At 71.8% G+C, this 26,614-nt stretch carries 25 protein-coding genes; 12 read left to right on the top strand and 13 right to left on the bottom strand.

The genetic code is table 11. The features are described from left to right. The first annotated feature begins 1 nt into the window (after window position 1). Genes argB through argH form a run of 5 tightly spaced genes read left to right on the top strand, consistent with a single transcriptional unit; the run spans window position 2 to window position 5,078 of the window. Window positions 2-883, top strand: coding sequence for an acetylglutamate kinase (gene argB, locus Van01_RS16800; protein ID WP_204008029.1), 882 nt, complete (start codon window positions 2-4; stop codon window positions 881-883). Continuing rightward, window positions 880-2,118 carry an acetylornithine transaminase gene (locus Van01_RS16795; RefSeq protein ID WP_204008027.1) on the top strand — a complete coding sequence of 413 codons (1,239 nt, stop codon included), beginning with the start codon at window positions 880-882 and terminating at the stop codon, window positions 2,116-2,118. Before argB ends, Van01_RS16795 begins: the two co-directional genes overlap by 4 nt. Then, window positions 2,115-3,044, top strand: coding sequence for an ornithine carbamoyltransferase (gene argF / locus Van01_RS16790; RefSeq protein ID WP_204008025.1), 930 nt, complete (start codon window positions 2,115-2,117; stop codon window positions 3,042-3,044). The genes Van01_RS16795 and argF overlap by 4 nt, the downstream gene beginning before the upstream one ends. After that, the gene (locus Van01_RS16785) at window positions 3,041-3,556 is read left to right on the top strand and encodes an arginine repressor (RefSeq protein WP_199172358.1); all 516 of its coding nucleotides are present in this window, start codon (window positions 3,041-3,043) and stop codon (window positions 3,554-3,556) included. The genes argF and Van01_RS16785 overlap by 4 nt, the downstream gene beginning before the upstream one ends. 58 nt (window positions 3,557-3,614) lie before the next feature. Continuing rightward, complete coding sequence (argH, locus tag Van01_RS16780; RefSeq protein WP_204008035.1) at window positions 3,615-5,078, top strand: argininosuccinate lyase; 1,464 nt, start codon at window positions 3,615-3,617, stop codon at window positions 5,076-5,078. Window positions 5,079-5,178: 100 nt separating this feature from the next. On the opposite strand, the gene Van01_RS16775 is transcribed toward argH, so the two are convergent. The 4 genes from Van01_RS16775 to Van01_RS16760 form a co-directional block, all read right to left on the bottom strand. Further along, window positions 5,179-5,892: an alpha/beta fold hydrolase gene (locus Van01_RS16775; protein ID WP_204008023.1), complete on the bottom strand. Its 714-nt coding sequence runs from the start codon at window positions 5,890-5,892 to the stop codon at window positions 5,179-5,181. 146 nt (window positions 5,893-6,038) lie between these two features. Continuing rightward, on the bottom strand, window positions 6,039-7,949 hold the full coding sequence (locus Van01_RS16770) for an EAL domain-containing protein (RefSeq protein ID WP_204008021.1): 1,911 nt from the start codon (window positions 7,947-7,949) through the stop codon (window positions 6,039-6,041). Then, the gene (locus tag Van01_RS16765) at window positions 7,936-8,562 is read right to left on the bottom strand and encodes an RNA polymerase sigma factor (protein ID WP_204008013.1); all 627 of its coding nucleotides are present in this window, start codon (window positions 8,560-8,562) and stop codon (window positions 7,936-7,938) included. The genes Van01_RS16770 and Van01_RS16765 overlap by 14 nt, the downstream gene beginning before the upstream one ends. Beyond that, the gene (locus Van01_RS16760) at window positions 8,559-8,849 is read right to left on the bottom strand and encodes a hypothetical protein (RefSeq protein WP_204008011.1); all 291 of its coding nucleotides are present in this window, start codon (window positions 8,847-8,849) and stop codon (window positions 8,559-8,561) included. The genes Van01_RS16765 and Van01_RS16760 overlap by 4 nt, the downstream gene beginning before the upstream one ends. Window positions 8,850-9,142: 293 nt before the next feature. Here Van01_RS16760 and Van01_RS16755 point away from each other — a divergent pair, with 293 nt between their 5' ends. The 3 genes from Van01_RS16755 to Van01_RS16745 all read left to right on the top strand — a co-directional run bounded on the left by Van01_RS16755 (window position 9,143) and on the right by Van01_RS16745 (window position 11,640). Continuing rightward, the gene (locus Van01_RS16755; RefSeq protein ID WP_204008009.1) at window positions 9,143-9,748 is read left to right on the top strand and encodes a DNA-3-methyladenine glycosylase; all 606 of its coding nucleotides are present in this window, start codon (window positions 9,143-9,145) and stop codon (window positions 9,746-9,748) included. A gap of 138 nt (window positions 9,749-9,886) precedes the next feature. Continuing rightward, the gene (locus Van01_RS16750) at window positions 9,887-11,020 is read left to right on the top strand and encodes an LLM class flavin-dependent oxidoreductase (protein ID WP_204008007.1); all 1,134 of its coding nucleotides are present in this window, start codon (window positions 9,887-9,889) and stop codon (window positions 11,018-11,020) included. Then, window positions 11,017-11,640 carry an FMN reductase gene (locus Van01_RS16745; protein WP_204008005.1) on the top strand — a complete coding sequence of 208 codons (624 nt, stop codon included), beginning with the start codon at window positions 11,017-11,019 and terminating at the stop codon, window positions 11,638-11,640. Before Van01_RS16750 ends, Van01_RS16745 begins: the two co-directional genes overlap by 4 nt. A 55-nt stretch (window positions 11,641-11,695) precedes the next feature. On the opposite strand, the gene Van01_RS16740 is transcribed toward Van01_RS16745, so the two are convergent. The 5 genes from Van01_RS16740 to ppdK form a co-directional block, all read right to left on the bottom strand. Further along, window positions 11,696-12,535 carry a universal stress protein gene (locus Van01_RS16740; RefSeq protein WP_204008003.1) on the bottom strand — a complete coding sequence of 280 codons (840 nt, stop codon included), beginning with the start codon at window positions 12,533-12,535 and terminating at the stop codon, window positions 11,696-11,698. 72 nt (window positions 12,536-12,607) lie between these two features. Continuing rightward, a complete protein-coding gene (locus Van01_RS16735; protein ID WP_204008001.1) occupies window positions 12,608-13,504 on the bottom strand; it encodes a universal stress protein in 897 nt (298 codons plus the stop codon). Continuing rightward, complete coding sequence (locus tag Van01_RS16730; RefSeq protein ID WP_204007999.1) at window positions 13,504-16,143, bottom strand: cation-translocating P-type ATPase; 2,640 nt, start codon at window positions 16,141-16,143, stop codon at window positions 13,504-13,506. The genes Van01_RS16735 and Van01_RS16730 overlap by 1 nt, the downstream gene beginning before the upstream one ends. Before the next feature lie 214 nt (window positions 16,144-16,357). Then, window positions 16,358-16,813, bottom strand: coding sequence for a hypothetical protein (locus tag Van01_RS16725; RefSeq protein ID WP_204007997.1), 456 nt, complete (start codon window positions 16,811-16,813; stop codon window positions 16,358-16,360). Between the two features lie 12 nt (window positions 16,814-16,825). After that, the gene (gene ppdK / locus Van01_RS16720) at window positions 16,826-19,486 is read right to left on the bottom strand and encodes a pyruvate, phosphate dikinase (protein ID WP_204007995.1); all 2,661 of its coding nucleotides are present in this window, start codon (window positions 19,484-19,486) and stop codon (window positions 16,826-16,828) included. Between the two features lie 129 nt (window positions 19,487-19,615). Here ppdK and Van01_RS16715 point away from each other — a divergent pair, with 129 nt between their 5' ends. The 3 genes from Van01_RS16715 (at window position 19,616) to Van01_RS16705 (ending at window position 22,344) form a co-directional block, all read left to right on the top strand. Next, window positions 19,616-20,095 (top strand): GNAT family N-acetyltransferase, encoded by a 480-nt coding sequence (locus Van01_RS16715; protein WP_204007993.1) that lies wholly within the window; start codon window positions 19,616-19,618, stop codon window positions 20,093-20,095. An 81-nt stretch (window positions 20,096-20,176) separates the two neighbouring features. Then, window positions 20,177-20,812 (top strand): hypothetical protein, encoded by a 636-nt coding sequence (locus Van01_RS16710; protein WP_099846438.1) that lies wholly within the window; start codon window positions 20,177-20,179, stop codon window positions 20,810-20,812. A gap of 134 nt (window positions 20,813-20,946) precedes the next feature. Next, complete coding sequence (locus Van01_RS16705; RefSeq protein WP_204007991.1) at window positions 20,947-22,344, top strand: hemolysin family protein; 1,398 nt, start codon at window positions 20,947-20,949, stop codon at window positions 22,342-22,344. A gap of 74 nt (window positions 22,345-22,418) precedes the next feature. Here Van01_RS16705 and Van01_RS16700 read toward each other — a convergent pair whose 3' ends face one another. The 4 genes from Van01_RS16700 to Van01_RS16685 all read right to left on the bottom strand — a co-directional run bounded on the left by Van01_RS16700 (window position 22,419) and on the right by Van01_RS16685 (window position 24,807). Then, window positions 22,419-22,733 carry a PRC-barrel domain containing protein gene (locus Van01_RS16700; protein ID WP_204007989.1) on the bottom strand — a complete coding sequence of 105 codons (315 nt, stop codon included), beginning with the start codon at window positions 22,731-22,733 and terminating at the stop codon, window positions 22,419-22,421. Further along, on the bottom strand, window positions 22,720-23,100 hold the full coding sequence (locus tag Van01_RS16695) for a hypothetical protein (protein WP_204007982.1): 381 nt from the start codon (window positions 23,098-23,100) through the stop codon (window positions 22,720-22,722). Before Van01_RS16695 ends, Van01_RS16700 begins: the two co-directional genes overlap by 14 nt. Continuing rightward, window positions 23,097-24,323: an NRAMP family divalent metal transporter gene (locus tag Van01_RS16690; protein WP_204007980.1), complete on the bottom strand. Its 1,227-nt coding sequence runs from the start codon at window positions 24,321-24,323 to the stop codon at window positions 23,097-23,099. The genes Van01_RS16695 and Van01_RS16690 overlap by 4 nt, the downstream gene beginning before the upstream one ends. A gap of 103 nt (window positions 24,324-24,426) precedes the next feature. Beyond that, complete coding sequence (locus Van01_RS16685; RefSeq protein WP_204008033.1) at window positions 24,427-24,807, bottom strand: PaaI family thioesterase; 381 nt, start codon at window positions 24,805-24,807, stop codon at window positions 24,427-24,429. 107 nt (window positions 24,808-24,914) lie between these two features. Between Van01_RS16685 and tyrS the strand changes: the two genes are divergently transcribed. Continuing rightward, a complete protein-coding gene (gene tyrS, locus Van01_RS16680; protein ID WP_373306267.1) occupies window positions 24,915-26,207 on the top strand; it encodes a tyrosine--tRNA ligase in 1,293 nt (430 codons plus the stop codon). Window positions 26,208-26,614: the final 407 nt, after the last annotated feature.

Below are 26,614 nucleotides of genomic sequence, written 5' to 3'. Positions count from 1 at the left end.
CCTGAACTCCGATCTGACCCGCGCCCAGGTCAAGGCCGAAACGCTCATCGAGGCGCTGCCGTGGCTGGCCCGCTTCTCCGGCTCCACGGTTGTGATCAAGTATGGCGGCAACGCCATGGTCGATCCGGAGTTGCAGCGGGCCTTCGCCGCCGACATGGTGTTCCTGCGGTACGTGGGGCTCAAGCCGGTGGTGGTGCACGGCGGCGGACCGCAGATCTCGGCCATGCTCGGTCGGCTGGGGATCGACAGTGAGTTCCGGGGCGGCCTGCGGGTGACCACGCCGGAGGCGATGGACGTGGTCCGGATGGTGCTCGTCGGCCAGGTGGGCCGGGAACTGGTCGGGTTGATCAACGCGCACGGTCCGTTCGCGGTGGGGCTTTCCGGCGAGGACGCCGGCCTGTTCACGGCGGTGCGGCGGTCCGCGTACGTCGACGGGCAGCCGGTCGACGTCGGCCAGGTCGGCGATGTCGAGTCGGTGGACGTCTCGGCGGTGGACGACCTGATCGCGGCCGGCCGGATCCCGGTGATCTCCACGGTGGCGCCGGACGTGGACGGGGTGCTGCACAACCTGAACGCGGACACCGCCGCCGCCGCGCTCGCGGTCGCCCTGCGGGCGCGCAAGCTTGTCGTGCTCACCGACGTGCCCGGCCTGTACGCCGATTGGCCCGACACGTCCAGCCTGGTCAGCGAGATCAGCACGGAGGAGCTGGCGAAGCTGCTGCCGTCGCTGGAGTCGGGCATGGTGCCGAAGATGGAGGCGTGCCTGCGGGCCGTCAACGGGGGAGTGCCGGCCGCACATGTCGTGGACGGTCGGGTCGCCCATTCCACCCTGCTGGAAGTGTTCACCTCGGAAGGGTTCGGAACGATGGTGATTCCCTCATGAGCGCTCTGGTCAGCCGGTGGCGGCAGTCGATGATGGACAACTACGGCACGCCGCCGCTGGCGTTGGTGGCCGGTTCCGGCGCCGTCGTGGTCGACGAGGCCGGCCGGGAGTATGTCGATCTGCTCGGCGGCATCGCTGTCAACTCTCTCGGCCACGCCCACCCGGCGGTGGTGGCGGCCGTGTCGAAGCAGGTCGCCACGCTCGGCCATGTCTCCAATCTGTACGTCTCCGAGCCGCCGGTGGCGCTTGCCGAGTTGCTGCTGGCACTGGCCGGCCGGCCGGGGCGGGTGTTCTTCGCCAACTCGGGGGCCGAGGCCAACGAGGCGGCGTTCAAGCTTTCCCGGCGTACCGGCCGGACCCATGTGGTGGCCGCTGTCGGCGGCTTCCACGGCCGCACCATGGGCGCTCTGGCGTTGACCGGCCAGCCGGCCAAGGCCGACCCGTTCCGTCCACTGCCGGGCGAGGTCACCCACGTCCCGTACGGCGACGTGGCCGCTCTGGCCGCGGCGGTGACCGACGCCACGGCCATGGTGATCCTGGAACCGATCCAGGGTGAGAACGGTGTGGTGGTCCCGCCCGCCGGCTACCTCGCCGAGGCCCGGCGGATCACCGCCCGGCACGGCGTGCTGCTGGTGCTCGACGAGGTGCAGACCGGGGTGGGTCGGACCGGGCACTGGTTCGCCCACCAGGCCGACGGCGTCGAGCCGGACGTGGTGACCCTGGCCAAGGGGCTCGGCGGTGGGCTGCCCATCGGTGCCACCCTGGGCTTCGGTCCGGCCGCCGACCTGCTCGGTCCTGGTTCGCACGGCAGTACGTTCGGTGGCAACCCGGTGAGCTGCGCCGCGGCCCTGGCGGTGATCTCCACGATTGCCAGCGAAGGGCTGCTCGACCACGTCAAGCGGATCGGCGAGCGGCTGCGTCGGGGGATCGAGTCCCTCGGTCATCCGCTCGTGGGCGGCGTACGCGGTGCGGGGCTGCTGCTCGGCGTCACCCTGACGGCACCGGTCTCCGCCGCCCTCGCCGGGGCGCTGCGCGACGCGGGTTTCCTGGTCAACCCGATCCAGCCCGACGTGATCCGCCTGGCACCGCCCCTGATCCTCACGGCCGCCCAGGCCGACGCCTTCCTGGCGGCGCTGCCGGCCGCCCTGGCCGCGTCGACGGCAGCCCCGGATCGCGTCGACCAGGAACCGCCGTCCCGCAGCCCGATCCCGACGCCGACGGAGGCTTCCGCATGACCCGGCACTTCCTGCGCGACGACGACCTGTCCCCGGCCGAGCAGGCCGCGGTGCTGGATCTGGCCGCCCGGATGAAGGCCGACCGCTTCGGGTTCACGCCGTTGGCCGGGCCGCGCTCGGTGGCGGTGCTCTTCGACAAGCAGAGCCTGCGTACCCGGATTTCCTTCGACGCGGGCATCGCCGAACTCGGTGGTCACCCCCTCGTGGTGGACACCCAGGTCACGCACTTCGGGCGGGGCGAGTCGCTCGGCGACGCCGGTCGGGTGCTGTCCCGCTACGTGGCCGCGATCGTGTTGCGTACCCATGGCGACGACCGGATCGCGGAGGTGGCCGCCGGAGCCACAGTGCCGGTGGTCAACGCGCTCACCGACGGCTTCCACCCGTGCCAGCTGCTCGCGGACCTGCTCACCGTCCGCGAGTGGTGCGGCGGCGTTGCCGGGCGGACGCTCGCCTATGTCGGGGACGCGGCGAACAACATGTCCCACTCGTATCTGCTGGCCGGCGCGACCGCCGGGATGCACGTGCGGGTGGCCGGTCCGGCCGGCTTCCATCCCGACCCGGACGTGGTGACCCGCGCCGAGGCGATCGCCGCCGGCACCGGCGGTTCGGTCCGGGTGCTCACCGACCCGGTCGCCGCCGTCCGCGAGGCCGACGTGGTGGCCACCGACACCTGGACCTCGATGGGTCAGGAGGGGGACGGGCTGGACCGCAGCACCCCGTTCCTGCCGTACCAGGTCAACAAGGCGCTGCTCGGGCACGCCGGGCCGGACGCCATCGTGCTGCACTGCCTGCCGGCGCACCGCGGCGAGGAGATCACCGACGAGGTGCTCGACGGCCCGCGCAGTGCCGTCTTCGACCAGGCGGAGAATCGGCTGCACGCCCAGAAGGCGCTGCTGACGTTTCTTCTCCAGGGAGAGTCCAGATGACCGCACCACTCACCCGTGGCGCCCGGCACGCCCGCATCGTCGAGCTGATCCGCGACCGGGCGGTCCGGTCGCAGACCGAGCTGGCCGAGCTGCTCGGCGACGAGGGTGTCCAGGTCACTCAGGCAACCCTCTCCCGGGACCTCAAGGAACTCGGCGCGGTCACCGCCCGGGGCGGTGACGGCCGAGCCGTCTACGTCATTCCCGAGGACGGGCACCGTCCGCTGCGCGACGCCGAGGCGGCTCCGGCCCGCCTGGTGCGGCTGCTGCGCGAGCTGCTCAACGAGGTCGACTCCAGCGGCAACATCGCGGTCCTGCGTACCCCGCCGGGTGCCGCCCACTATCTGGCCAGCGCCCTGGATCGGGCGGGCCTGTCGGAGGTCGTCGGCACCATCGCCGGCGACGACACCATCTTCGTCGTGGCGCGCGCCGCTGACGGTGGCGCCGCGCTCGGTGAACGACTCGCCGGCTGGGCCCGTCGGGACGACAGCGCCGAAGGGAGCGGTACGGCATGAGCGAGGTTGCGTCGGACCCGGGTGCCCGGTTGGGAGCCTGCTGATCGTGGGGACCACAATTGACCGGGTGGATGACAAGAGCCTGACCGAGAACAGCGCAGCGGCCAATCGGACGAGCCTGTGGGGAGGTCGGTTCGCCGGCGGCCCGTCGGAGGCTCTCGCCCGCCTGTCGGTGAGCGTGCAGTTCGACTGGCGGCTGGCCCCGTACGACATCGCCGGGTCCCGGGCGCACGCCCGGGTGCTGGCCGGTGCCGGCCTGCTCGACCCGGATGAACTGGGCCGGATCCTGGCCGCCCTCGACGACCTGGAGGCCGCCTGCGCGTCGGGCGCCTTCCGGCCCACTGTCGACGACGAGGATGTGCACACCGCCCTGGAACGCGGGTTGCTGGAACGGCTCGGCAGCCTCGGTGGCAAGCTGCGCGCCGGCCGGTCTCGCAACGACCAGGTCGCCACCGACCTGCGGCTCTACCTGCGCGACCACGCGCGGGGCGTGGCGGCGCGGCTGGTCGAGCTGGCCGAGGCGCTTGTCGAGCAGGCCGGGCGGCACGTGGACACCGCCGCACCCGGCATGACGCACCTGCAACACGCCCAGCCGGTGACCTTCGGCCACTGGCTGCTCGCCCACGTGCAGCCGTTGCTGCGGGACCTGGAGCGGCTCCGCGACTGGGACCACCGGGCCGCGGTCAGCCCGCTCGGCGCGGGGGCGCTCGCCGGTTCCGGGCTGCCGCTGGACCCGGTGGCGGTCTCCAAGGAGCTGGGTTTCCGGACGTCCTTCGCCAACTCGATGGACGCGGTAGCCGACCGGGACTTCGTCGCCGAGTTCCTCTTCGTCACCGCGATGATCGGGGTGCACCTGTCCCGGCTCGGTGAGGAGGTGGTGCTCTGGACGTCGCAGGAGTTCGGCTGGGTGGAGCTTGACGACGCCTTCGCCACCGGTTCGTCGATCATGCCGCAGAAGAAGAACGCGGACATCGCCGAGCTGGCCCGGGGCAAGTCGGGTCGGCTGGTCGGTGGGTTGGTCGCGGTGCTGACCATGCTCAAGGGCCTGCCGATGACGTACGACCGGGACATGCAGGAGGACAAGGAGCCGGCCTTCGACGCGGTGGACACCCTGGAGCTGCTGCTGCCGGCGCTCGCCGGGATGATCTCCACGATGACGGTACGCGTCGACCGGCTGGTCGCCGCCGCGCCTGTGGGCTTCTCGCTGGCCACCGAGGTCGCCGACTGGCTGGTCCGCAAGGGCGTGCCGTTCCGCGACGCGCACGAGATCACCGGCAGGCTGGTGGCGCTCTGCGCGGCCCGGGATTGCGCCCTCGACGAGGTCTCCGACGCCGACCTGGCCACCGTCAGCGAGCACCTCGACCCGGGCGTACGCGACGTGCTCTCGGTCCGCTCAGCGCTGGCGGCCCGGATCACCCCCGGCTCCACGGGCCCCGGCCCGGTGGCCGACCAACTAGCCACCGCCGCCGACCAGCTGGTCACCTGGCGCGAATGGTCCGCCGACCCCGTCGTCCCCCGCTGACCCGTACCCCTTCGCGGTTTCTCGTGCAGTTTCGGGGAAATTGTCGCCTCCGGGCACGCTGAGGCGACAGTTTCCCCGAAGCTGCTGTCGGGATGGCCGGTCAGCCGCCGACCCCCCGGACCGCCTCGATGATGGTCTCGGCGACCTCGCTGGGCCGGGCCACCGCCATCGCGTGCGAGCCGCCGGGGAGTTCCCGCTGGCCCTGCGGTTTGGCCCGCTCGGCCATGAACCGGTGCGCGGCGACCGGGATGTTCATGTCGGCGTCGCCGAATACGAACCAGCTGGGCAGCGACCGCCAGGCCGGGTCGCCGGTGAGGCCGTCGTTCAGCGCCTGCTCGGTGACCGGTCGCTGGGTCCGTGCCATGAGTGCGGCGGCGTCGGCGGACGCGTCCGCGGCGAACTGCCTGTGGTAGGCGTCCTGGCCGATCGCGACCTCGTTGCCGCCTGTCGACACCGGGTACTGCACGAGCGTGTCGGCGAGGGTGCTGCCCGGGAACTGCCCGGACAGCGACAGCGCGGACTCGCCGGTGTCCGGGGCGAAGGCGTTCACGTACACCAGCGCCCGCACCGACGGGTTGTCGCCCGCCGCCTGCGTGATCACCATGCCACCGTACGAATGGCCGACCAGGATGACCGGCCCGCCCACCCCTCGCATCACGTCCATCAGGTACGCGGCGTCGCCGGGGAGGCTGCGCAGCGGGTTGGCGGCGGCCACCACGTCGTAGCCGCCGAGCCGCTCGATCACACCGTTCCAGCTCGCCGACTCGGCGAACGCGCCGTGCACCAGGATGATGGTGGGCCGCTGATCGGACATGACGCACTCCCTGACTCCGAGACCCTGTTCATCGACCGGCGTCGCCGGTCCCCCGGACTACCCGTGTAAGGCGGGGCGAAACTCCGGCAATTCGCACTCTCCTGACCCTGCCCACGCCGGGCTCAGGTGTCGAGGGAGATTTGGGGTCAGCCCAGCGCGGTGCATTGCGGTGGAACTCGGAACACGAACTCGATACTCCGTACCTGCTGCTCCGGGCTCACGGCTATCGGTTCGGGTCTGCCGGTCCGGTAGCCCTGTGCGAAGTCGACCCCGCAGTCCCTCAGCAGTTCGATGGACTCGTCGTCCTGGACGTGTTCGGCGGCAACCTGAATCCCCAGGGCGTGCCCTAGATTGACCAGGCTCGACACGATGGCCTGGTTCGCTGGTGACCGGCGGAGTTCCGCGACGAACATCCCGTCGATCTTGACGAGATCGACCGGGAGATACTTCAGCTGGGCAAGGTTGGCGTACCCCGTGCCGAAATCGTCGAGGGCGAGACCACAGCCGATCTCCCTGATGCCGGTGGCGAAGTCCATGGCTTCGTTGCGGTTCTCGATGAGTGCGGTTTCGGTGATTTCGAAGGTCAGGCATTCGGGCCTGACCCGATGCCGGTGAATCGCCTCGGTCACGTAGCTGAGCAGGCCGGGATCAGCCAGCGACTTGCCGGAGATGTTGACCTGGTAGTGGGAGGTCTGGGTGCCCCGACCGATCAGTTCCAGGGCGTGGTCGACGACCCACTTGTCCACCGCCAGGATCTCGCCCACCCGCTCGGCCACGTCGAGGAAGGGCGTCGGAGCGACCAACTCGCCGGTCTCACTGGGTACGCGTAGCAGGATCTCGTGTCGGGTGACCTGATTGAGACGGAGGTCGACGATCGGCTGGGCGAAGAGGGCGAACCGGTCGGCGGCGACCGCCCGGCGAATCCGGGCCCGGCATCTTTCGGTGCGGTCCGCGTCCAGAACGGGTTTGTCGAGAACGGTGATCGGGGTGCCCTGGGTGCGCGCGTCATGAGCCGCGTGCTCGCCGTCGATGAGCAGATCCGATCCGCTGGCCTGGACGCCGCCGTGGAAATGCACCACGCCCGCCCAGGTGTTGAGCCGCGACGTTCGTTGCCGGATGCCGAACAGGTGGCTTCGGAATCTCTCGATGATCTGGGTGGCCAACGTCTCGGCGGCGTCGGAGTCCTCGTCGACCGGGGTCAGCAGGACGCCCCACAGACCCGGACCTACCACTCCGCAGGTCATCTGATCTCCGACGATGGTGCGCAGCAACTGGGCGACGGATGCCGTCAACTCGTCGCGGTCCTCGTCGCCGAGTGTGGCGGGCGACCGGGTGGCGGGTTCGGTCGCCACGACGATGAGGGCGCCAGCGGTTGTGCGCCGGGCACGATCCACCTCGTCGGTCAGGTAGCTGCGGGTCGGGAGTCCGGTCAGGATGTCCTGCGGGTAGCGGTCGGCAGCGAGCATCTGGCTGCGGATGGTCCGTCGCCGTCGCTCCTGTCGGGCCACTTCAAGCGCGGTGACGTCCTCGCCGGTGGCGATCAGGCCCGAAGGCCGTCCTGCGGTTTCGACTATCTCGAGGTGGCAGTGCACATGGCGGACACTGCCGCTCGGCTGCACCACCCGGAAGATGATCTCGTCGGGACGCTTCTGCCGCCATACCGTCCGGATCACCTCGCGCACCGTAGGCAGGTCATCAGGATGCACGAGTTTGCCAAGCGTTCTGAGGGTGAGCCGCAGTGTGCCCGGTGCGTGTCCGAAGATCATCGCCATTTCGTCCGACCAGGTGAGGCGCCCGGAGCCCGCGACCTTGCCAAGGGGTGTCCAGATGATCGTTCCCAGCTTTGCCAACTGGGCGGCGCGCGCGACGCGGGTCGCCTCGTCGACCTCTGTGGCCAGTGGGTCGACGAGATCGGTGTCGACGATGATCTCGTACCCCTCGGCGCGCGACAGGTCGTACTGGCTCTGGACGGCTCGCGCGAAGCGGCGGGCGCGAGCGCGCTCCAAGGAACTGGGCTGGCGGGTCCGGGCCAGTGCCAGAATGTCATCGAGATCCATGGCTGCCTCCCGGACGCCGGCGGCCTTCCGAGTCCGTGTAGCCGGCCTCCTCGGCCAGTTCACGCAGCCGCTTCTTCGCGGCGGCCCGGTACCAACGGACGCTGCTCTTGGTCAGCCCGAGGATGTGGGCGATCTCCTGGGTGGAGAAACCGTCGTGGTCCATCTGGAACACCTCGGCATGCCGCCGTGGAAGCTGATGCAGCCAGGTGCGCAGCGCCTCCTGCGCCGTCCACACATCGGCGATGTCCGGCTGCGGCGTCGACGGTGGCAACTCGTCCGGTGCCACTGCGGTTTCCCGCCGCCGACTCTGCTCCGCCTTCATGATCTTGTATCGCGCGGTGGTGACCACCCAGGCGGCCGGGTTGACATGGTCGCGGAGCGTCGACCACTTGATCTGACCGAAAAGGTAGGCCTCGTTGAGCGCGTCCTCGACCAGCCCACGGTCCCGGCACTTCGCGCTGAGGGCGCGCTCCACCTGGTGGTACGAAGCCTCCACGAAGGCGGCGAACTGCTGATCATCCTCGGCTTTACGGCGCGCAGCCTCCGCCTTGCGCGTAGCCTCCTGGTCCGCCGGTTCCGGGGTCAGGGCAGCGGTGCCCTCGACCCCGGTCACGCGGCCTCCCTGGCATCGTCGCGACGCGGCATCACGCGGCTGCTCAGTTCCACCTCACGATGCCCGTCGCGGTCACGCTCCACGATTCGGACGACCTCGCGGTCGGCCGACAACTCGACCAGCCCGGCCAGCCGGGCAGCGGTGCGTGTCGAGGTCTCGCGTTCCTCGTGCAGCCGTGTCCGATGGGCCACGTAGGCGCGGGCCAGGCCGGCGGCCGTCGCGGCGATGGTCAGTACCAGAGCCGTCGCTCCATAACCGGAGAGCGGCTCCGGCAGCGTCTCGATCATCTTTTCCCCTCGTCCCCTCAAACCCCGTCAATCACTATCTGTGGTGAGGGCCCTGATGTTGATGGCGCAGTGTCCACAAAGTTCCTGGAGATCAATGATCACTATCTCCACCTGCATGAACAGCGAAAAGTCACGATGCTGGCACGCTGGGCGAGGAATTCGAGGGTGTGCCGAAAACAACTCTGGCACGCTCGTTCGGTAACTCTGCGTGTAGTTTCGCCTGGGAATGGCGGCAGTCGGCAAAGTCGGGTGGCTGGTTTGCCGCTCCGGCTCGGGCCGGGTTATCTGAACCTGTGGACTTTCCTTGGCTCGATGCTGCCGCCGCTGAGGTTGCGCACACCGCTCGGACCCTGCTGGGCTGGGAGATCCTGGCCGGCGGGGTTCGGATCCGGCTGACCGAGGTCGAGGCGTACGCGGGAACCGGGGTGGATCCCGCGTCGCACGCGCATCGGGGCCCCACGCCTCGGACGACAGTGATGTTCGGGCCGGCCGGCCACGCGTACACGTACTTCGTCTTTGGCATGCACTGGTGCCTGAACGTCGTCTGCGGCGCCGAGGGGGAGGCGGCGGCGGTCCTGCTGCGCGCCGGTGAGGTGGTCGACGGCCTGGACCTCGCCCGGAAGCGGCGCGGGAAGGTGCCCGATCGCGACCTGGCCCGGGGCCCTGCCCGGCTGGTGGTCGCGCTCGGCGTCGACGCGGCGGCGAACGGCACCAGCGTGGTCGACGGGACCGGGCCGCTGCTGCTGACGCCGCCGACCCGCCCGGTCACCCCGTCGGAGGTCTCCGCCGGCCCACGCGTCGGCGTGGCCGCCGCGCACGACGTGCCCTGGCGCTTCTGGATCACCGGCGACCCCACGGTCAGCCCGTACCGGCGGCACGTGCCACGACGGCGAAGCTGAGTGTCGCCCGCCGGGGTGGGACGGGCGTGACGGGGGACACTGGTACGAGGCGGGCTCGCGGAATAGTTGACTCGTCAAATATGTTGTCGGGGGCGTCGGGGTCAGCCTGCCCCGGTCGGACGACACGAGGGAGCGGTCATGCAGTTCGGAGTCTTCACCGTCGGCGACGTCACGGTCGACCCGACGAACGGCCGGGAGCCCACCGAGGCCGAGCGGATCAAGGCGATGGTCACCATCGCGCTGAAGGCCGAGGAGGTCGGTCTCGACGTCTTCGCCACCGGCGAGCACCACAACCCGCCGTTCGTGCCCTCCTCGCCGACCACCATGCTGGGCTGGATAGCCGCCCGTACCGAGCGGCTGCTGCTCTCCACCGCGACCACGCTGATCACCACGAACGACCCGGTGAAGATCGCCGAGGACTACGCGATGCTGCAGCACCTCGCCGACGGCCGGGTCGACCTGATGATGGGCCGGGGCAACACCGGACCGGTCTACCCGTGGTTCGGCCAGGACATCCGTAACGGCATCCCCCTCGCGATCGAGAACTACGACCTGCTGCGTCGGCTGTGGCGCGAGGACGTGGTCGACTGGAAGGGAAAGTTCCGCACCCCGTTGCAGTCGTTCACCTCGACGCCGCGCCCGCTCGACGGCGTACCGCCGTTCGTGTGGCACGGCTCCATCCGCAGCCCCGAGATCGCCGAGCAGGCCGCCTACTACGGCGACGGGTTCTTCGCCAACCACATCTTCTGGCCCGCCGAGCACACCCGGCGGATGGTCGGGCTGTACCGGCAGCGCTTCGAGCACTACGGCCACGGCTCGGCCGACCAGGCGATCGTGGGACTCGGCGGCCAGGTGTTCATGCGCCGCAACTCCCAGGACGCGGTGCGCGAGTTCCGCCCGTACTTCGACAACGCGCCGGTCTACGGCCACGGTCCCTCGCTTGAGGAGTTCACCGCGCAGACCCCGCTGACCGTGGGCAGCCCGCAGCAGGTCATCGACCGTACCCTCAGCTTCCGCGACTACGTGGGTGACTACCAGCGGCAGCTGTTCCTCGTCGACCACGCCGGGCTGCCGTTGAAGACCGTCCTGGAGCAGCTCGACCTGCTCGGCGAGGAGGTCGTCCCGGTGCTGCGCAAGGAGTTCGAGTCGCTGCGACCTTCGCACGTGCCGCTGGCGCCGACCCACGCCTCGCTGCGGGCCGCCGCCGGCAGCGACAGCACCGTCCACGCCGTCGACGACGTCACCGGCCGGGCACCGGAGGCCGCCCGATGACCACCCGTACCATCGCCGTGGTCTCGGCCGGGCTCAGCCAGCCCTCGTCGACCCGACTGCTCGCCGACCAGCTCGCCGCCGCCACCCGCGACGAGCTGGTCCGGCACGGCGAGCAGGTCGCCCTGCGCCCGGTCGAGCTGCGCGAACACGCCCACGACATCGTCAACCACCTGCTCACCGGCTTTCCGTCGGAGCCACTGAAGCAGGTACTGGACGAGGTCACCGCCGCCGACGGGCTGATCGCCGTCAGTCCGATCTTCAACGCCTCGTACAACGGGCTGTTCAAGTCCTTCTTCGACCTGCTGGACGCCGACACGCTGGGCGGCCGCGCGGTGCTGATCGGCGCGACAGGCGGCACCGCACGCCACTCCCTGGCGCTGGAGCACGCGCTCCGGCCGATGTTCACCTACCTGCGGGCGGTGGTGGCACCGACAGCTGTCTTCGCCGCGCCGGAGGACTGGTCCGGCGGCGCTGTCGACGGTGCGTTGAGCGCCCGGATCGGTCGCGCCGGTCGGGAACTGGCCGAGCTGGTGCGGCGCAGCGCGCCGTCCAGCGGGCCCGCCGACCCGTTCGCCCTCACCACCAGCTTCGATCAACTGCTCCGGGGTCAGGACGCCTGACCCGCACCTGGCCCGACCGGGCCGCCGCGCCGACGGCGACCCGGTCGAGCGGTGGTCACTGCTCTGGCTGGTACGGGTGGGCGATGAACACCGGACAACGGGCGTGGTGCACAAGCGCCTGACTGACCGAGCCGAGCAGCAACCCGGCGAAGCCACCCCGACCGCGCGACCCGGCCACCACGAGCGCCGCGGTTGCGGTCGCCTCGATCAGCGCCTGGTCCGGCTTGGACGCGACGATCACCCGTTCCTCCACGGTCAGTCCCGGGTGGCTGCCCCGCGCCGCCGCACCGGCGGTGGCGAGCAGGGCCGCCGCCTCCCCGCCGTCGTCACCCTCGTCGGCGACGTGCACCAGCACCAGCGGGCCGCCGCGCCGGCCGGCCTCCTCGGCGCCGTAGCCGACGGCGAGCTCTGCCGCCTCCGAACCGTCCACACCGACAAGCACCGGACCCTCGGTGGGGAGCGGACGGTCGGGCGGGCGGATCACCAGCACCGGGCAGTGGCCGTGCGCGGCGACCTGGGTGCCGACCGAGCCGAGCAGCAGCCCGGCGAAGCCGCCGAGGCCCCGGCTGCCCACCACCACCAGCTCCGCCCGACGGGACTCCTCGACAAGCGTCGCGCCCGGCCCGCCGGCCACCTGACGCACCTCGACCGTCAGGCCCGGCCACCTGTCGACCAACTCCGCGGCGGTCTGTTCGAGCATCTTGCGGCCGTCCTCCGAGGCCGCCGGGACGCCCACCTCGTACGGGTTGATCGGCACGCCGTAGCCGAGCGGGTGCAGGTAGCCGTGCACCAGGTGCAGCGGCCGGGACCGCCACACCGCCTCCTGTGCCGCGTGCTCCGCGGCCACCAGGCTCGGCGGTGATCCGTCCACCCCCACCACGACAGGTCGATTCATCGTCTCTCCATGGGTCGGTAAGCGTCAATTGTCGACGCGCCCCGGCGCCGGGACGCGTCGACACACCACCTGTCAGTTCCCCTCGACCGTACGCAGCTTGCGGACGATCGCCAGCGGGGAGTGGGCGTGGTGCAGCACGGCGTGACTGACCGAGCCGAGCAGCAGCCCGCCCAACGCGCCGCGGCCCCGCGCGCCCACCACCACCAGCTGGGCGGTACGGGACTCCTCCACGATCGCCCGGCCGGGGGACCCGCGCACCAACCGCCGCCGCACCGGCACCTCCGGATACCGCTCGGACCAGCCGGCCACCGCCTCGGCGAGAGTGCGCTCCTCCTCGTCCCGGTAGGCGTCCAGGTCGTAGACCAGGGGCAGGATGTCACCGGGACCGGCCGGGGTCGGATAGAGCCAGGCGTGCACCGCGACCAGTTCGGTGCCGCGCCACGCCGCCTCCTCGAAGGCGAACCGGACCGCCTCCTGGGACAGCTCCGAGCCGTCGACGCCGACCACCACCGGCCCGTCCGCCCGCGATTCGCCCCGCACCACAAGCACCGGGCCGTCCGCGTGCGCGCTGACCTGCACGGCCACCGAGCCGAGCAGCAGCCCGGCGAAGCCGCCCAGCCCCCGGTTGCCGAGCACGAGCAACGCCGCGTCCCGGGCCTCGGCGAGCAGGACGGTGCTCGCCGCCCCGTCGACCACCGCACCTGTCACCGCCACCTCCGGGGCCACCTTGCCGGCCTCGGCGACGGCTTCGGCGAGGTACCGCTCGGCCTGGTTGCGCAGTCCGCCGTCGGCCGGCGCGCCCGGCGCGGGGCCCAACGGCACCCGCATCAGGGGCCAGATGAAGGCGTGCACGATCCGCAGCGGACGGTGCCGGTACGCCGCCTCCCGCGCGGCGACGCGCACCGCGTGCAGGGCGACCTCCGAACCGTCCACGCCCACCACGACGGGGGTGCCGGTGTTGCTGGTCATCACATCTCCTTCTCGACTCCGCTGTCAGCCTCGCTCACTGACGGCCCAAAGGTGGACAGATCGGTGTCCGGCGCAGGCCGAGTCAGCCGCAGCACCAGGCCGGGCAGGACGCTGACCGCGCCGCAGGCCAGCAGGTCGGTGAGGCCGAGTGCCTCGGTGCCGAGCAGCTCCCGCAGCTGCGGGAGCAGCACCCCGGCCAGCTGGAGCAGCGCGGACACGGCGACCGCGAGCGGCAGCGCCAGATTGCCCCGCCGTTGCCCGGGCGGTCGTGGCGCGCGGACCGCCAGGGCGACCCCGAGCTGGGCCAGGCCGAGCACCATGAAGATCACCGACTGCCACGGCCGGTCCCAGTGGGCGGCGAGCACGCCGGCGCCCAGGGTCACCGCGGCGATCAACGCGCCGCCGACCAGGATCTGTCGGCCCAGCCCCGCGCCGAGCACCGACTCCTGCGGCGAGCGGGGCACCCGGCGCAGGGCGCCCGGCTCGGCCGGTTCGGCGCCGAGCGCCACCCCGGGCACCCCGTGGGTGAGCAGATTGATCCAGAGGATCTGCGCCGGCAACAGCGGCACGGGCAGGCCGAACAACGGCCCGAGCAGCATCACCGCGATCTCGGCCACCCCACCGGAGAGGGCGTAGCGCAGGAACCTGCGGATGTTGTCGTAGATCCGGCGGCCCTCACCGATCGCGGTGGCGACAGTGGACAGGTCGTCGTCGACGAGCACCAGGTCGGCCGCCTGACGGGCCACCTCCGTACCGCCACCCATGGCCACCCCGATGTCGGCCCGACGCAACGCCGGAGCGTCGTTGACCCCGTCGCCGGTCATCGCCACCACATGCCCCCGGGACTGCAACCCGGCGATGATGTCGAGCTTCTGCTCCGGCTGCGTACGGGCGAACACCCGGGCCGCCGGGGGAGCCTCGGCGGGATCGCCGTCGTCGCCGCGTACCACCGGGTCGCCCTCGGCCCACAGGCCCAGCTGGCCGGCGATGGCCGCCGCGGTCGCCGGATGGTCCCCGGTGACCAGCACGAGCCGGACACCCGCGTCGGCGAAGCCGTCGGCGATTCCCGGCGCTCCGGCGCGCAGCGGGTCACCGACGGCGACCAGACCCACCGGGCGCAGCCCTTCGGGGTGGGCGGGGTCGGCCGGCGGGCTGTCCACCAGAGCGGCGGCCAGCGCCAGCACCCGCAGTCCGTCGCCGGCCATCCGGTGCGCGGCGGCGGTGAGGGCGGCCACCTCGTCGGGGTCGGCGTCGAGCAGCGGCGTGGTGAGCACGTTCTCCGGGGCGCCCTTGCACACCACCAGGTAGCGGCGGTCACAGGAACGGTGAACCGTGGTCATCCGGCGTAGCTGCTGGTCGAAGGGGTGCTCGGCGACGCGGGGCCAGGCGTTGCGGGTGGTCTGCGGGTCCAGGCCGCAGCGGGCGGCGAAGGCCACCAGGGCGGCCTCCAGCGGATCGCCCACCGCGGCCCAGCGGGGCCGCTGCTCGGTCGGCGGGGCGAGGGTCGCGTCGTTGCAGAGCAACCCCGCCCGGGCCAGCCGGCGCAGCTCGTCCGACACGGTCACCGGCGCGCCGTCGCGGTGCACGGTGCCGTCCGGGGCGTACCCGCTGCCGGTGACCCCGAACCGGGAGCCGTCGCCGGTGACCGCCGACTGCACGGCCATCCGTCCCTCGGTGAGGGTGCCGGTCTTGTCCGAGGCGATCACGGTGACCGAGCCGAGCGTCTCCACCGCGTGCAGCCGGCGGGGGATCGCCCGGGCCGCGGCCATCCGGCGTGCGCCGAGCGCGAGGGCCAGCGTCACCACCGCGGGCAGCGACTCCGGTACCGCGGCGACCACCAGGCTCACCGCGGTCACCGCCATGTCCACGAGGGACCTGCCGCTGAGCACGCCGACGACGAAGACCAGCCCGGACAGCGCCACGGCGGCGAGTCCGAGGATCCGCCCGAGCGAGGCGAGCCGGCGTTGCAGCGGGGTCGCCGCCGGCCGGGTGGTGGCCGCCAGGGTGGCGATGCGACCCAGCGCACTCGCCGCGCCGGTACGCACCACCGTGCCGGCGGCCCGGCCGGTGGTGACCACGGTGCCGGCGCTGGCCTCCTCGCCCGCCGCACGGGACACCGGCACCGACTCGCCTGTCAACGCCGACTCGTCCAGGTGCAGCCGGTTCGCGTCGTGCAGCAGCAGGTCGGCCGGGACCACGTCACCGGCCTCGACTCGAACCAGGTCGCCCCGGACCAGGTCGGCAGCGGGCAGTACCGCGTCACGGCCGTCGCGGACCACCCGGGCGGTCGGTGCGGCGAGCTGGTCGAGGGCGGCGATGGCCCGGTCGGCGCGTACCTCCTGCACCACGCCGATGGCCGTGTTGACCGCGACCACCAGCAGGATCACCGCGGTGTCGGGGTAGTCCCGCAGCACGGTGGTGACCACAGCGGCGGCGAGCAGCAACGCGACAAGGGGATCGGTGAGCTGATGCCCGATCCGGCTGGCCAGGTGCCGGCGGGGTGGTGCCGCGGCGGCGTTCGGCCCGTCGACCCGCAGCCGCCGGGCGGCCTCGGTCGAGCTGAGCCCGGTTCCGCTTGCCGCCGCCACGGTGCTGTCCCTGCGTACGTCCCCGTCCGCGACCTGGACCTGTCCGGCCACCGTCCGCTCCGCCCTGTGCCCCAGGCGTGCCCCAGCGGTACGCCCTCCGACCTCAGCCTCGCCGAGGGCGGCGGCGTCCGGCAGGGGCGATCCGCCCGCACGGACCGGGACCAACGGCCCTGCCGGCCGGTGCGGGCCGGGTCGTGATCCGAGCACCGTCGGTGATGGTGCCGCCTCCGTCCGATCAGCGGCGGCACCATCACCCGGCGTCACCTCACCGTTGGACGACCAGCCGACGGGCCCGCAACAGCCGGGCCCACCAGGGACGAGCGGCCCGGGGAGCCGGAGCGCGTACGCCCCGGAAGCTGACCCAGCCGCCCGGTCCCATGCTCAGCCGGCCGACCGCTGGCGGTCGCCGCCGGCCCAGCGCCGTGACACCGGCGGTGACCAGGCCGACAGCCAGCACCCCGGCGGTGGCGGCCAGGAGGCGGTCCGGGTCGGGCAGCGGCCGGTAGCGGACGCGTCCGCCGGTGGCGACGAACACACCGACCGGGCGCCCGTCGCGGATCACCGGCACCAGTGCGGCAGGCGGCGCGCCGGGCAGCTCCAGCACCGGCCCGACCGGCAGCGGTGCCACCGGCTGCGGTGCCACCGGCTGCGGTGCCCCTTCCGGGGCGGGTCGGTGCGGGACCAACGGAACCGGCCCGGTGGCATTGAAGATCGCGGTCATCTCGGGTACCTCCTATCGGGCGTCGGAGCCGGCGCAGTCGCGGGCCACCGCGGCCCGCCCGGCGGCCAACCGGGCGATCGGCACCCGGTACGGCGAGCAGGAGACGTAGTCGAGGCCGGCCTCGGCGAAGAACTCCACCGACTCCGGGTCACCGCCGTGCTCACCGCAGACGCCCACGGTCAGCTCGGGACGCGCCGCCCGACCCTCGGCCACCGCCAGGCGGACCAGCCGGCCCACCCCGGCGACGTCGACGGTCTCGAACGGCGACGCCTCGACGATGCCCCGTTCCAGGTAGTCACCGAGGAACGAGCCCTCCCCGTCGTCCCGGGAGAACGCCCAGGTGGTCTGGGTCAGGTCGTTGGTGCCGAGGGAGAAGAACTCCGCCTCGCCCGCGATCGCACCGGCGGTCAGCGCGGCACGTGGTGTCTCGACCATCGTGCCGACCGGGATGGGCGGCGCACCGGGCACGGTGGCCAGGACATCGGCCACCTCGGCGCGCACCACGGCCAGCTCGTGCGCGTCGACGACAAGCGGCACCATGATCTCCGGGCGCGGGTCGCCACCCTCGGCCACTCGCCGCGCCGCCGCCTCCGCCACGGCCCGGACCTGCATCGCGAACAGGCCCGGCACCACCAGACCCAACCGGACCCCACGCAGGCCCAGCATCGGGTTGCTCTCCTGCATCCGGCGGACGGCGGCCAGCAGCACCGCGTCGCGGCCCGGGTCCTGCCCGAGCGCCTCCGCCCGGGCCACCCGCGCGGCCAACTCGGGCAACGGGGGCAGGAACTCGTGCAGCGGCGGGTCGAGCAGCCGGATGGTGACCGGCAGGCCGTCCATCGCGGCGAGGATCGCGACGAAATCCTCCCGCTGCAACGGCAGCAGCTCCGCCAACGCGGCGTGGACCTCGTCCAGTCCGTCGGCCAGGATCAGCCGCTCCACGAGCGTCCGGCGGGCGCCGAGGAACATGTGCTCGGTACGGCACAGACCGACACCCGTCGCGCCGAGCGCCCGGGCCCGCACCGCGTCGGCGGGGGTGTCGGCGTTGGCGCGTACGCCGAGCCGCCGCACCGAGTCGGCGTGCCGCAGCAGCCGATCCACGGCCGACACCAGCCGGTCGGACTCCGATGCCAGCTCACCGGCGAGGTAGCGGGTCACCGGGGACGGACGCACCGGCACCTCACCGAGATAGATCCGGCCGGTGGTGCCGTCGATGGAGATCAGGTCACCGGCCCGGACCGTCCGCCCGTCGACGTGGAACTCGCCGCGTTCCGGGTCGATCTCCAGCGCCTCCGCCCCGCACACGCAGATGCGTCCCATGCCCCGGGCGACCACCGCGGCGTGCGAGGTCTTGCCACCCCGGGCGGTCAGGATCCCGGCGGCGGCGATCATGCCGGGCAGGTCGTCCGGGTTGGTCTCCCGACGGACCAGGATCACCGGTCCGTCCGTCGCGATGGCCGCGGCGCTGTCGAAGACCACCCGACCGGCGGCGGCCCCGGGTGAGGCGCCGACGCCGGCGGCCAACGGTTCCGGCGTCGCCTCCGGGTCGAAGGTGGGGAACATCAGCTTGGCCAACTGCGCCCCGCTGACCCGGGTCAACGCCTCGTCCCAGCTGATCAGACCCTCGTCGGCCAGTTGCGCGGCGATCACGAACGCCGCCGCCGGGGTGCGCTTGCCGACCCGGGTCTGCAACATCCACAACCGGCCCCGCTCGATGGTGAACTCCACGTCGCACAGGTCCCGGTAGTGCCGCTCCAACGTCGTCATGATCCCGGTCAGCCGCCGGTAGCTGGCCGGATCGATCCGGGACAGCTCGTCCAGCCCCACCGTGTTGCGGACCCCGGCCACCACGTCCTCGCCCTGGGCGTCGGACAGGTAGTCGCCGTACACGCCGGGTGCGCCGGTGGCCGGATCACGGGTGAACGCCACCCCGGTACCCGAGTCCGGGCCCAGGTTGCCGAAGACCATCGCCATCACGTTGACGGCGGTGCCCAGGTCGTCGGGAATGTGTTCGCGGCGTCGGTAGAGCACCGCCCGGGACGCGTTCCACGACTCGAAGACCGCCCGGATCGCCAGATACAACTGCTCGTGCGGGGCCTGCGGGAAGTCGTGACCGACCCGGTCGGCGAACACCTTCTTGTACGTCTCGACAAGTCCGTGCAACTGCTCCGCCGTGGGGCCGTCCGGCCCGGCGGTGGCCAGCAACGCGTCCAGCTCCCGGTCGAACTCGACGGCCGGCACTCCGTGCACCGTCCGACCGAACATCTGGATCAGCCGTCGGTACGAGTCCCAGGCGAACCGCTCGTCCCCGCTGATTCGGGCCAGCCCGGTCACCGTGGCGTCGTTGAGCCCGATGTCGAGGATCGTCTCCATCATCCCGGGCATCGAGTACCGCCCGCCGGAACGGACGGCCAGCAGCAGCGGCTCAACCGGGTCGCCGAGCCGCCGGCCCAGCCGCACCTCGATCTCCCGCAGGTGGGCGTTCACCTCGTCGAACAGTCCGTCGGGCACCGCCATGTCGGCGAGGTAGGCCCGGCACGCGTCGGTGCTGACGGTGAACCCGGGCGGCACCGGCAACCCGAGCCGGGTCATCTCGGCGAGGTTGGCGCCCTTGCCGCCGAGCAGGTCGGCCTTGCCCCGGCCGCCCTCGATGAAGTCGTACACGTACCTGGTCATGACCCGGCCTCCACTTCGCCGTCGATGCCTCTTCCTCGTTGGTAGCAACGCCGCTGCCCGCAGGGGCAGGGCCGAAAGCCGATCCGGACCGGGCCGGTGGTCCCCACCCGGGGCGCGTATGGTCGGCCGGTGACCGACGACCTGCGGCTACGCCCCGTGCGCGAGGACGACCTGGTGGAGTTCTTCGTTCACCAGCTCGACCCCGAGGCCAGTCGGATGGCCGCCTTCGGCGCCGAGGACCCGACGGACCGGCGGGCGTTCGCCGCGCACTGGGTCCGCATCCTCACCGGCCCGGAGAACCTGTCCCGCACGGTGACCGTCGACGGCGCTGTGGTCGGACACGTGCTGGCCTTCCCGTCCGGCGACGACATCGAGGTCAGCTACTGGATCGACAGGGCGCACTGGGGCCGTGGGTACGCCACCCGCGCCCTGACCGCGCTGCTGCGGGAGGTCACCCGCCGGCCGCTGTACGCGCGGACGGCCACCGACAACGCCGCGTCGCTGACGGTGCTGCGCCGCTGCGGCTTCGTCGTCCGGAGCACCGAGCGGGCGTACGCCCCGGGGCGCGGTCACGAGATCGACGAGTACGTCCTGGAACTGCCGGCGTGATCCGGCCGGCGTGGTCCGCCAGCCGAGCGTGACCCGCCCCCTGACACCCGCGCTGACCAGGGCGGCGACTACTCTCGCGGGGTGAACTGGCTGGAACTGGTCGGCTGGGCCGGCTCCGCGTTGCTCGTGTGGTCACTGCTGCAGACGCGCATCCTGCGGCTGCGCGCCCTCAACCTGGTCGGCTGCGCCGTGCTGATCGGCTACAACGCGACGATCCCGGTCTGGCCCATGGTCGGGCTGAACGTGGTGCTGGCCGTGATCAACATCTGGTACCTGCGGCGGCTGCTCACCACCCGCCACGACGAGCAGACGTACCAGGTTGTCGAGGTGGGTGCCGACGACGCGTTCCTGGCCCACACGCTGCGGGTGCACGCCGCCGACATCGCCCGGTTCAACCCGGGCTTCCGGCCGGACCGGCTGGCCGGCCGATCGGCCTTCCTCGTGGTACGCGCCGACGAGGTCGTCGGTGTGGTGCTGGTCCGCGACGTCGGCGACGGGGTGGCCCAGGTCGACCTGGACTACGTCACCCCGCCGTTCCGTGACTTCACCCCCGGCGAGTTCGTCTACCGGCGCAGCAGCCTGTTCACCGACCGTGGGTTCCGTCAGGTGGTCAGCCCACCCGGCATGATCGCCCCGTACTACCACCGCCTCGGGTTCCGCCGGGCGGGGGAGTCGTACGTGCTGGACCTGCCGGCACCGGCGCTGCCCCAGAGCTGAGCGGGTCGGTGGTCCCGGCCCGCCCCGGCAGGGCGATGATTCACCGTCGGAGTGAGTGGGCATAGGCACCGCTACGCCGGCGGGGCCACCACCGGCGGCGCCCCGGGGCGCGGTCCAGCGAGGGAGAACCAGGCGTGCAGAGCTACTGGAGCCAGCTGGCCCTGGTCGCAGTCCTGATCGTGGTGAACGCGATCTTCGCGGGCAGCGAGCTGGCGCTGGTGTCGCTACGCGACAGCCAGGTCCAACGGCTGGAACGCACCGGGCGTACCGGCCGGGTGCTGGCCCGACTGGCCCGTGACCCGAACCGCTTTCTGGCCACCATCCAGATCGGCATCACCCTGGCCGGGTTCCTCGCCTCGGCCGCCGCCGCGGTGTCGCTGGCCCGGCCGCTGGTTCCGCTGCTGGAGGGCGTCGTCGGCCGGGCCGCCGGTCCGGTTTCCGTGGTGCTTGTCACCCTGGTGCTGACCTTCGTCACCCTGGTCTTCGGAGAGCTGGCCCCGAAGCGGATCGCCATGCAGGTCCCGGAGCAGTGGGCGCTGCTCGTGGCCCGTCCAGTGGATCTGCTCGCCGCCCTCACCCGGCCTGTCGTCTGGGTGCTCGGCGCCACAAGCGACCTGGTGGTACGGCTGTTCGGGCTGGACCCGAAGCCCGAACGGGACGAGATCAGCCCGGACGAGCTGCGCGACATCGTGGCCGGCCACCACGGCTTCACCAAGGAACAGCAGACCATCATCGCCGGTGCTGTGGAGATCGCCGAGCGACGGCTCCGGGCGGTGCTGGTGCCGAGGTTGCAGGTCTTCTGCCTGGACAGCGGCACCACGGCCGAGGCCGCCCGCCTCGTGCTTGCCGCCTCCGGGCACTCCCGCGCGCCCGTGGTACGCCACGGCGGACTTGACGACTCGGTGGGCGTCATCCACCTGCGCGACCTGGTCGGTGTCGGTGACGACCAGCCGGTCGACGAGTACGCCCGTCCACCGATGCTGCTGCCGGACTCGGTACCTGTGGTCGACGCGCTGCGCCGGTTCAAGGCCGAACGTCAGCACATGGCCCTGGTCGTCGACGAGCGCGGTGCCGTCGAGGGCATCGTCACCCTGGAAGACATCCTCGAGGAGATCGTCGGGGAGATCTACGACGAGACCGACCGGGATGTCAGTGAGGTACGCACCGAGGCCGACGGTGCGCTGCTGCTGCCGGGCACCTTCCCCATCCACGACCTACCCGACATCGGGGTGGACCTGCCCGGCCGGCCAGACGGCGACTACACCACCGTGGCCGGCCTGGTGCTGGCCGGTCTCGGCCGGATACCCACCGCCGGGGAGCATCTCACCGTCGACGGATGGCGGCTGGAGGTGACCCTCGCCGACGACCGGGCGGTCTCCGGTGTCCGGCTGCGTCGCACGGGGGCGTCCACCGACCCGGACGCACCCGACACCGCCGCGCCGACGGGCACCGACGACTCCGAGCCCCCGCCGGACGGCGCGGCGAACACGCCTACCGACGCCCCGTCGGTGCTGGACGGCAGCCGGCGCTGAGAGCGGGTCGGCAGCCTGCCGGGCCCCGCCGGGGACTGGCGCAGCCGGCCCGGCCTGCTCCGGCAGGCGCTGAGTCAGCTCGGTGCGGCCCGACCCGGACCGGGCGGCTCGGGCAGCGGTGGCTCCAGCCGTACCTGGTGCACCGGCACCTGCCAGGTGCTTCGGCCGAGCAGCCGGGCCAGCGCGCGGATCGCCCACGGGCCCGACGGGTGACGTTGCGGCCCGATCAGTCGCCCGCTCAACCGGCCGTACCAGTGCCGGGTGACGACCAGGTCGGCCAGCCGCAGCGGGCCGTCGGCGGGGCCGCGCAGCACCAGGTCCACCACCCGACCCAACCGGCGGCCCTGGTGGTCGTACGCGGTCCGGCCGAGCATCTCACCCGCTCGCACGGCCGGCCCCCGGAATCCGGTCGATCAGGTTCCGGCGTAACCACTGCTCCACCGGCGAGGCGGGCAGCTCGTCGGCGCTCACCCGCAGCCACACCGCACTGTCGACCCGCTCGACGAGCGCGTACGGGATGCGCAGCGGCGCCAGCGGCCGGTCCGTGACGAACCGCTCGGCGGTCAGCACCAGCATCCGCCCCAGCCGACCGCCGACCCGCTGCCCGAGCGCGCCCGGCCCGCTGAGCAACGACCGCAGGTACGGCACCCCGTCCGCGCCGAACGCGAACTCCACGTCATCGACCTTGCCGACCAGCCGCCCGTCACGGTCGACGAGCTGTCGGTCGAGCAGCTCCTGGCTGACCTGGATCCTCACTGTCCCATCCTCGTACCGATCGCCAGCGGTACGGCGACGATCGAGGCGGCGAGAATGATCAGCAGCAGCACCGCTCCCAGCAGGTTGAGTGCTCGGCCGTTCACCCGGTCGCCCAGGTAGGTGCGGTCGTTGGCGACCACCAGGATCGGCAGGTAGGTAAGCGGCAACGCCACCGCACTGATGATCAGCATGTATTCGGTGAGGGTCACCGGGTCGACGGTGGTGAGCAGCATCAGCACCCCGAGCAGCACGCTGACCAGCAGCACCGTGTGGAAGCGGGCCGCCTCGCGCGGGCTCACCCGTTTGCCCCACTGCCAGCCGAAGTACTGCGCCGCGGCGTACGCGGCGGACAGGCCGGTCTCCAGCGCGGCGCCGAAGGTGACCGCGAAGAACGCAAGTGCCGCCACGGCCAGGCCGGCCGCGCCGAAGGCCAGCACCACCGGATGCGCGACCTGGTCGAGACTGTCCACCGACAGGCCGGCGGGGTGCAGCACCACGGCCGCCGTGGCGATAAGCGACAGGGCGAGGAATCCGCCGATCGGAAAACCGACAAGGACGCTGAAACGGGCGTCGGCCAGGTCGTCAGCGCTCCACCGCTCCTCGACCCCACCCGAGGAGAAGAAGAAGACCTCGTACGGGCTGACCGTCGAGGCGAACAGCGCGACCGCGACGAACCAGTACGCCCCCCACCCCTGACCGGAGTCGTCGGGTGCCACCGCGCTGCGGCCGAGCGCCGCCCAGTCGGTGGGTAGCCAGAACAGGGCGATGGCGAAGACCACCAGGGTGAGCCCGGCCAGCCCGAAGACCCGTTCCATCACCGGGAACCGCATCCGCCAGAGCACCAGCCAGACCGCGATCCCGGCAACCGGGACCCAGAGCAGGTAGGGCACCCCGGTGGCCAGCCGCAACGCCAGCGCCACCCCGCCCAGCTCGGCGGCCAAAGTGATCACTGTGACCAGGTACGACGCCACCAGGTTGATGAGTGCCATCCGGGCACCGAGCCGCTCCCGGACCAGGTCGAACACCGCCCGGCCGGTCACCGCCGCGATCCGTCCGGCCATTTCCGCGTACGCGCAGATGGCGACCACCCCGAGCAGCAGCACCCAGGTGTGCGCCATGCCGAAGCGGGCACCGGCCTGACCGGCGGCGACCAGGTCGCCGATGTCGACGAAGCCGCCGACCGCGGACAGGATGCCGAGCGTGGCGGCGAGGAGCTTCCTCACGGCGGCGGTGCGGGCTGGGTCATCGACGCGACGATAACGCTGCGAAAGCCGCTATCTACCCGAAACCGTCTTCAGCGCGGGCCTTGCCTGCCTACGGGCCTTGTCAGCCGGCGGCCGGATAGAGGTTCTGTAGGCGGACCTGGCCACGGGCGACCAGCCGCCGGTCCGCGTCGGTGATCTCCACCTGCCACAACTGCTGGCTGCGCCCCCGGTGCACAGGGGTGCCGACCGCGATCAACTCACCCTCGCCGACGGCCCGCAGGAAGTCGGTCTGGTTGGACACCCCGACCACCCGCCCGCGCTCACCCAGCCAGATACCGGCGCCCAGGCTCGCCACCGTCTCCACCACCGCGCAGTGGACCCCGCCGTGCAGGATGCCGTACGGCTGGTGCAGCTCCGGGCGGACCCGCCAGCGGATCGTGACCCGGTCCTCGCTGATCTCGTCCAACTCCAGCCCGAGCAGGGCGAAGAAGCCACCCGACATCTTCGACACGTCCACGGCCACCTCCACGATCTTGGACTCGCCAGCCTAGTGGCGGTGGCTGCCGCCGGAACCCGGTAGGGCAGGACCGGGCCGATGGGGGAGAATCGGTGACCGTGACCGACCGCAATCTCCCGCCGGCCCGGCGGGACTCCCTGACCGATGACCTGCGCTGGAGGGGCCTGCTCCAGGACTCCACCGACCCGGACGAGTTGCGTGCGCTGCTCGACGGCCCGGGTACCACCTACTACGTCGGCTTCGACCCGACCGCGCCGAGCCTGCACGTCGGCCACCTGATGCAGGTCGCCACCGCCCGTCGCCTCCAACTCGCCGGGCACCGGCCGCTGCTGCTGGTCGGAGGCGCGACCGGGCAGATCGGCGACCCGAAGGAGAGCGCGGAACGGACCCTCAACCCGCCGGAGGTGGTGGCGAGCTGGGTCCAGCGGATCCGCGACCAGCTCGCACCGTTCGTGTCGTACACCGGCGACCACGCCGCCCGTCTGGTCAACAACCTGGACTGGACCGGCGAGATGTCGGTGGTGGAGTTCCTGCGTGACGTGGGCAAGCACTTCCCGGTCAACCGGATGCTGGCTCGTGAGGTGGTCCGGGCCCGGCTGGAGAGTGGCATCAGCTTCACCGAGTTCAGCTACCAGCTGCTCCAGGCCAACGACTTCTTCGAGCTGCACCGGCGGTACGGCTGCCAACTCCAGTTCGGTGGCTCGGACCAGTGGGGCAACATCACCGCTGGTGTCGACTACGTCCGACGGCGCGGACTCGGGCCGGTCCAGGCGTTCACCACCCCGCTGGTGACCAAGTCGGACGGCTCGAAGTTCGGCAAGACCGAGGGCGGCGCGATCTGGCTCGATCCCGAGATGACCAGCCCGTACGCCTTCTACCAGTTCTGGATCAACGTCGACGATCGGGACGTGGGCCGCTACCTGCGCTACTTCAGCTTCCGTTCCCGGGAGGAGCTGGAGGAGCTGGAGAAGGAGACCGCCGAGCGGCCGGCGTCCCGGGCCGCTCAGCGGGCTCTCGCCGAGGAACTGACCACCCTCGTGCACGGCGAGCGTGAGATGGCCCAGGTGGTCACCGCCAGTCAGGCACTGTTCGGCCGGGGATCTCTGGACGACCTGTCCGTGGTGACGCTGCGCGCCGCGCTCACCGAGGCCGGCCTGGTACGCCTCGACGAACTCCCGGAGGTGGCCGCCCTGTTCAAGGAGTCCGGCCTGGTGCCCAGCATGAAGGAGGCGCGGAGGGTGATCGCTGAGGGTGGCGCCTACGTGAACAACACCCGCGTCGTCGCTGCCGACGCCGTGGTCTCTCCGGCGGATCTGCTGCACGGCAGGTACCTCGTGCTGCGGCGGGGCAAGCGGTCCTTCGCCGGGGTGGAGGTCGGCTCCTGATCGCGGGCCGGCAGGTGTGACGCGGGACGCGCCCGGCGGATTTGACGATCAATCCGCCGGGCGCGTAACTTTCTCTCTGCCAGCGCGGAACGGACGAAACAGGTCGAAGACCTCAGGCCGGAGCGCAGGTGGACCTTTCGGACCGGGCGTCAGTCGCCACGTTGTCCGAACCGGGTGGTGCCCCCAGACTCGTCGAGAGGCGGATTTGGCGGGGCGAAACCGACCGGGTATGGTTGACGACCGGCAGGGCCCCAGGCGCGCTAGCGGGAGACCGCAGCGGCTGGCCTGCCGAAACCACGAACGGAACGGCGAAAGCCGGCTCGATCGTGGTGCCCGGATAAATGGGTTGAAGCGTGACAAAGCGGTGTAAGCCGGTTTGACATAGCGGAAACCACCGGGTAACGTAG

The sequence above is a fragment of the Micromonospora andamanensis genome (assembly GCF_016863495.1).
Taxonomy (GTDB): domain Bacteria; phylum Actinomycetota; class Actinomycetes; order Mycobacteriales; family Micromonosporaceae; genus Micromonospora; species Micromonospora andamanensis.
This window is presented reverse-complemented; position numbering and strand designations above follow the sequence as displayed.